This is a genomic window from Pseudoalteromonas sp. UBA6610 (genome assembly GCF_002433295.1).
Lineage (GTDB): Bacteria > Pseudomonadota > Gammaproteobacteria > Enterobacterales > Alteromonadaceae > Pseudoalteromonas > Pseudoalteromonas atlantica.
In genome coordinates this window covers 645-6,404 of sequence record NZ_DJHW01000012.1, presented here as the reverse complement: position 1 = coordinate 6,404, position 5,760 = coordinate 645, and the positions used below count along the sequence as shown (strand labels likewise).

Annotated in this window: 7 protein-coding genes; 4 read left to right on the top strand and 3 right to left on the bottom strand. The window is 40.5% G+C overall.

Annotation, left to right across the window (positions count from 1 at the left end; genetic code table 11):
• Positions 1 to 75: 75 nt before the first annotated feature.
• Complete coding sequence (locus tag B4F91_RS01330; protein ID WP_248475028.1) at positions 76 to 1,113, top strand: IS110 family transposase; 1,038 nt, start codon at positions 76 to 78, stop codon at positions 1,111 to 1,113.
• A gap of 312 nt (positions 1,114 to 1,425) precedes the next feature.
• Here the strand turns inward: B4F91_RS01330 and B4F91_RS01325 are convergent, their stop codons facing one another.
• A complete protein-coding gene (locus tag B4F91_RS01325) occupies positions 1,426 to 1,791 on the bottom strand; it encodes a hypothetical protein (RefSeq protein ID WP_008114788.1) in 366 nt (121 codons plus the stop codon).
• Positions 1,792 to 1,861: 70 nt separating this feature from the next.
• Positions 1,862 to 2,734, bottom strand: a complete 873-nt coding sequence (locus B4F91_RS01320; RefSeq protein ID WP_008114790.1) for a hypothetical protein — start codon at positions 2,732 to 2,734, stop codon at positions 1,862 to 1,864.
• 115 nt (positions 2,735 to 2,849) lie between these two features.
• On the opposite strand from B4F91_RS01320, the gene B4F91_RS01315 reads away from it, so the two are divergent.
• The 3 genes from B4F91_RS01315 to yjjG all read left to right on the top strand — a co-directional run bounded on the left by B4F91_RS01315 (position 2,850) and on the right by yjjG (position 5,142).
• Positions 2,850 to 3,749 (top strand): phosphoribulokinase, encoded by a 900-nt coding sequence (locus B4F91_RS01315; protein ID WP_008114793.1) that lies wholly within the window; start codon positions 2,850 to 2,852, stop codon positions 3,747 to 3,749.
• A 167-nt stretch (positions 3,750 to 3,916) separates the two neighbouring features.
• Complete coding sequence (yjjX, locus tag B4F91_RS01310; protein WP_008114794.1) at positions 3,917 to 4,456, top strand: inosine/xanthosine triphosphatase; 540 nt, start codon at positions 3,917 to 3,919, stop codon at positions 4,454 to 4,456.
• A gap of 11 nt (positions 4,457 to 4,467) precedes the next feature.
• Positions 4,468 to 5,142, top strand: a complete 675-nt coding sequence (yjjG, locus tag B4F91_RS01305) for a pyrimidine 5'-nucleotidase (protein WP_008114796.1) — start codon at positions 4,468 to 4,470, stop codon at positions 5,140 to 5,142.
• A gap of 87 nt (positions 5,143 to 5,229) precedes the next feature.
• Here the strand turns inward: yjjG and lpxC are convergent.
• Positions 5,230 to 5,760, bottom strand: a 531-nt coding sequence (gene lpxC, locus B4F91_RS01300) for a UDP-3-O-acyl-N-acetylglucosamine deacetylase (RefSeq protein WP_288635337.1), incomplete at its 5' end; no start/stop codon positions are given.

The following is a 5,760-nucleotide window of genomic DNA, read 5'->3' as shown; positions in this document are numbered from 1 at the left end:
AAGATGTATGGACTCCCACCCAATAATTGGAGTACGGTTTTAATTCGACCAAAAACTAAACCAAGGAGACCATACATGAGTTATCGTAATATACTTGCTATTGATTTGGCAAAAGAAGTTTTTCAAGTTTGTAAAACTGACCATAATGGGAAAGTTATTTACAACAAAGCTGTTAGCCGGAGGAAATTACAAGAAATTTTACGCAAAGAAAAAGCAAGCCTAGCCGCTATGGAGTCATGCGCTACTTCACATTATTGGTGTCGTTACGCCATGGAATGTGGCCATGCGGTAAAACCCATGCATGCGCGCACTGTTAAAGCCTTTCTAACAAAGCAAAAAACCGACAAAAATGATGCGTTAGCAATTAGTATTGCAGCCTTACAGCCTCATGTTCCCAGCACGCGCATTCTTAACACTGAAGAGCAAGCACTACAGTCGGTTGACCGAATGCGTGAACTTGCAGTATCTCAACGCCGTTCATGTTCAAATCAAATAAGAAGTCTCTTAAGTGAGTTTGGCATTACCATAGCAAAAGGGATTGCTCATTTAAAAGCGAAGTTACCCGATATATTAGAAGATGCTGAAAATGGCTTGCCAGGAATGTTTAGGCAGTCCATAGCGATGGCATTTGAAATGCTAAAAACACATATTGAATACATAGCCGATCTCGATAAAAAGCTAGAAGCCGAGGTTAAAAATAATGAAACGTGCCAAAAATTAATGATGCTAGAAGGTGTGGGGCCATTAAGCGCTATAGGCTTAACCATAAGGCTAGGGCAACCTGCTATATTTAAAAATGGTCGCGCTGCATCTGCCAGTATCGGCTTAACACCAAAACAGCACAGCTCTGGTGGTAAAGAAGTCATTGGTCATATAGCCAAATACAGTGCGGATAAACGATTGCGGAGTACGTTATACCAAGGTGCATTAGCGGTCATTGCGAGGGTAGATAAACGTGAGGCTAGGACGCAAAAAGAGGTATGGCTAAAAGGGATAATACAAAGGCGGGGTAAAAAAGTAGCGGCTATAGCGCTGGCAAACAAAAATGTAAGAACAACCTATGCGTTAATCAAAAATAATACAAATTACAAAGCAACCGCAATAGCGGCATAGAAAAGAGCCATAACGGATAACAGAATTAAAAGAATAGGCAATCAATAAGAGCGATGTAAAACAGGTTAGACCGACCAGCAACAACTAGTTTTAACCTTAGGCAGCTTTACGTATGCCGCGTCAAAGAATTAGTTTGCTGGTGCGAAAACATCAAAGAGGCAGAGGTAGCTCCTCAATAATAGCCCGTATATAAGTGCGCATCTAAACCTTGTTATGTACAGAATGTTTATTGATTACTTTAGGGAGTCCATATAAGGTTAAAGGTTGAAGATTTTATCTTGCACCTTTTGCCTTTAGCCCTGCACCATTCTATTAACCACCAATAATCATGGTTAGCTTAGCTATAAACTCTTTTGCCGCTTGTTCAGAGTTAATTTTAAAAGCGACACCATAATGAATAGGCTGTGCGCTTTTATAAATACGAGTGGGAAAACGGGTCATTTCACTGCTATGAAAATAACCTTGAGTACGCACAACCCCATCAATATCAGTAAAGTCATCACTAAACACTTCAAATGCAGGGCGGATCACAATTTTACCTTTCCCCGTTTCGGCATGGGTGTAAAACGCTTCTTTAGAGTTTGCTAGCATATACTCAGCAATGTTTTTTATTTTAAAGTTACTTCTACACTCTAGTTTTATCAGCTGCTCTGTTAACTCGTCTGCGCTAAATGCCACGTGACTTTCCTTTTTATTTAATAGGGGGTCAGACTAACTCATGCATGAGTGAAAGTCCGAAATTTATTGTTTATTTAACACTACATACAAACGCTAATTGCTGGTTTTTATAACTTAACCGGCTAATTTCAGTATCGCAATATTGGCTTAAATCAAGCCATTGCGATATGTCAGAACCTGCTGTTAGTTTTCGTTGATAGATACGGTTTTTAATTGCGTAAGCAATGGTATTTTCATCTTTTAAGATGAAGTCTTGTACTTGGTTTGGCAGCCTAAGTATGTTGCTCACCCGCTTGGTTTGTGGTTCCAAACGGGCTAAGTGATGCTGGCCATTCTTACTATGACTAAATAAAAATTCCCTCTGCGCTTTATTATAAATAAGTGTACGACCAATGTTATTTGCTACAACCTCACCTTTAGCCGCAACAACCGAGGTATATTGTAATGTATGTGGCTCGCCTAAAATAAACATTACTAAATCGTTGTTATTTCCCCAAGCGTGATAGCCCACAGGCTCAATCCAATCAAAAATACGACTTGGTGCCTGCTCTGTACTCAGCGGATATTGCCATAGTTTTTGTTTGCCATCTTCCTCAACCACGATGGCAGATAAACTATCGCCACTCGGTGTTACTGTTGGCGAATACTCACTTACAGCTGTATTTGTGATCATAGAGGTTTGTTTTGATGATAAATCATAACGTGCAATATCAGTTTGGCTCTGCTTATTACTGATTACCTCACGCGTATAATAAAGGCCCGTATCGGTTAAATGGGGCTGATTGTTGTAGCTGGTTTTATCACTAACAATGCTTACGCGTATGCCATGCGGGGTATTTAAATCGGCAAGTAGTATTTGACTTTTAGGCATATTTGCTTGGGCAACGCCTAATGTTAAAGCATTAATTGTTATTAGCCCTAACAACGGTTTGATCAGTTTCATGCTTTCTCTCGTTTTAATTTTAAGCACCTCATGATAACGTTATTTACTGATGACGTCACTTGACCTAGCTTAGTAAGGTCTTTATAACTAACGGGTCATAAAAAAGAGAACAAACATGTCAGCTAAACACCCTATTATTGCAATCACCGGCTCATCTGGAGCAGGCACTACAACCACCACCAATGCCGTGAAGCATATTTTCCGCAGCCTCGACATCAATGCTGCATTTATTGAAGGTGATAGCTTTCATCGCTATACACGTCCTGAAATGGACAAAAAAATTCGAGAAGCCCAACAAGAAAGTAAACATATCAGTTATTTTGGCCGAGAAGCCAATGACTTTGGTGCATTAGAAGACTTATTTACTAAGTATGGTGAAACAGGCGAAGGTAAACTGCGTCGTTATTTACATACCTTTGATGAAGCCGTGCCTTATAACCAGTTACCAGGAACATTTACTCCTTGGCAAGAGCTTGAGCAAAACACAGATTTAATGTTTTACGAAGGCTTACATGGCGGCGTGGTCGACGAAGATCATGATGTTGCTAAGCATGTTGATTTACTTATAGGCATGGTGCCAATTATTAACCTTGAGTGGATCCAAAAGCTTATTCGCGATACCTCAGAACGCGGTCATTCTCGTGAAAAAGTAATGGACTCGATTGTGCGCAGTATGGATGACTACATTAATCATATAACGCCGCAATTTTCACGTACCCATATTAACTTTCAACGAGTGCCAACCGTTGATACTTCTAATCCATTTAGCGCTAAAGATATCCCATCCCTTGATGAAAGCTTTGTAGTTATTCGCTTTAGGGGCATTGATGACGTTGATTTCCCGTATTATTTACGCATGATTGAAGGCAGCTTTATGTCGCGGATCAATACGCTTGTAGTGCCCGGTGGCAAAATGGGACTGGCAATGGAACTAGTGCTTACGCCACTGATCAAAGATATTATTTTGAAAAAGCGCGCCTTAGCAAAATTAGCCCCACCTGAAATTCCTATTTAAGTGTATCGCTCATTTCTTAGAGAGTACTTGGTTCATAAGATCTAACAACATGTGATGATCTTATGAAATTGGCCACCTCTTTTATCAAGTGATCGCAAATACATTCTGCTCTTTTTTGTTTAGTCTAACTCACGTACACTGCTGATTTTAAGTATGATGAGAGCAGTATGTCGCAAGCTATTAAAATTATTGTCGGGTCTAAAAACCCAGTAAAAGTAAATGCCGCTAAACACATTTTTGCGATGTATTTTCCCGAGCAGGTAATTGAATGTGGTGGCGTTCACGCCCCCTCTGATGTACCCGATCAACCTATAGGCGAAGAGCAGACGTGTTTGGGTGCACAAAACCGAGTTAACTACTGTAAAGCACAGCATCAAGCAGACTACTACATAGCGATGGAAGGTGGCGCAGCGCAATTTAGCTATGGTGCAGCAACCTTTGCCTATGTTGTTATTGATGACGGCGCACAGCAAGTTACAGGCCGAAGCAGTAACTTACCTTTGCCTTCGGTTTTTTATAAAGCATTGCTGCAAGGTGAAGAGCTCGGAGACGTGATGGATAAGGCTTTTAATACCACCAATATCAAGCAGCAAGGGGGTGCTATTGGTTTATTAACTGATCATCATGCAACACGAGAAAGTACCTATACTCAAGCGCTGACTCTCGCCATGGCGCCTTTTCTTAATCCCACTTTATATAATCAATAACGGATGTTTTAATGAAGTATAACTACGTATTATTTGATGCCGACGAAACCTTATTTAGCTTTAATGCCTTTGCTGGCTTACAAAAAATGTTGGCAGCTTATGACATGGATTTTACCAAGGCAGATTATGATCATTACCAAAATACCAATAAGCCATTATGGATTGCCTATCAAAATAACGAAATTACCGCAAACCACCTGCAAGTAACTCGTTTTAGTGAGCTGGCAAATAAACTTGATGTACCAGCCCAGCAGCTCAATGATGATTTTTTATCGGCAATGGCTGAAATTTGCATGCCTTTACCCGGTGCGGTTGAATTATTAAACGCCCTCAAACCTCATGCCAAGTTAGGCATTATCACCAATGGCTTTTCTCAGCTACAAGCACGTCGCTTAGCACATACTGGGCTGCAAGATATGTTCGATTGGCTGGTAATTTCTGAAAAAGTAGGTATAGCTAAACCTGCAAAAGAGATATTTGAGCACACCTTTAATTTAATGGGGAATCCACCGAAAGAGCAAATTTTAATGGTAGGTGATACCGCCAGCAGTGATATTCTTGGTGGACGAAATGCAGGCATAGACACCTGCTGGTTACAGCACCCAGGGGTAATCTTACCTGAAGGTATTAAGCCAACGTATCAAGTCACTGAGTTAAAACAGTTACAAACCATTTTAGGTCTGTAATACCTGACTGATTATGCTGACAAACAGCCAAAAAAAATGACGCTAATAAGCGTCATTTTTTATAACTGTATGTAAGCGATTAACTGATTAGGCGTTTGCTAATTCAAGACCGGGTGCAGGCATCGAGACAGGCGTTTCAAAGGTTGCCCACTCCCATGCTGACTCAGTTGCCATAATTTTGCGTAGTAGCTTGTTGTTTAAATCATGGCCTGATTTAAATGCAGTTACTTTACCTAAAAGGTTATGACCTGTCATAAACATGTCACCTACACAGTCTAGTATCTTATGCTTGACGAACTCGTCTGAGTAACGCAGACCGTTCGGATTTAAAACTTTAAATTCATCAAGTACCACTGCGCTATCCATGCTACCACCTAGTGCAAGGTTATTAGCATGCATGTATTCAATGTCTTTCATAAAGCCAAAAGTACGCGCACGGCTAATTTCTTCAGTAAAGCTTTGTGCAGTAATATCTAAGCCAATGCGTTGGCGGCTTTCATTGATTGCAGGGTGATCAAAGGCAATCTCAAAGTCGATATGGAATCCGTCGTAAGGTTCTACTTCGGCCCATTTATCGCCTTCTTCAATACGTACTTTTTCTTTTATACGAATAAAGCG

Bases quoted from the DNA above. Each gene is read 5' to 3' on its own strand.
- B4F91_RS01330 (WP_248475028.1), top strand. From the start codon at position 76: ATGAGTTATCGTAATATACTTGCTATTGATTTGGCAAAAGAAGTTTTT.
- B4F91_RS01320 (WP_008114790.1), bottom strand. From the start codon at position 2,734: ATGAAACTGATCAAACCGTTGTTAGGGCTAATAACAATTAATGCTTTA.
- B4F91_RS01315 (WP_008114793.1), top strand. From the start codon at position 2,850: ATGTCAGCTAAACACCCTATTATTGCAATCACCGGCTCATCTGGAGCA.
- yjjX (WP_008114794.1), top strand. From the start codon at position 3,917: ATGTCGCAAGCTATTAAAATTATTGTCGGGTCTAAAAACCCAGTAAAA.
- yjjG (WP_008114796.1), top strand. From the start codon at position 4,468: ATGAAGTATAACTACGTATTATTTGATGCCGACGAAACCTTATTTAGC.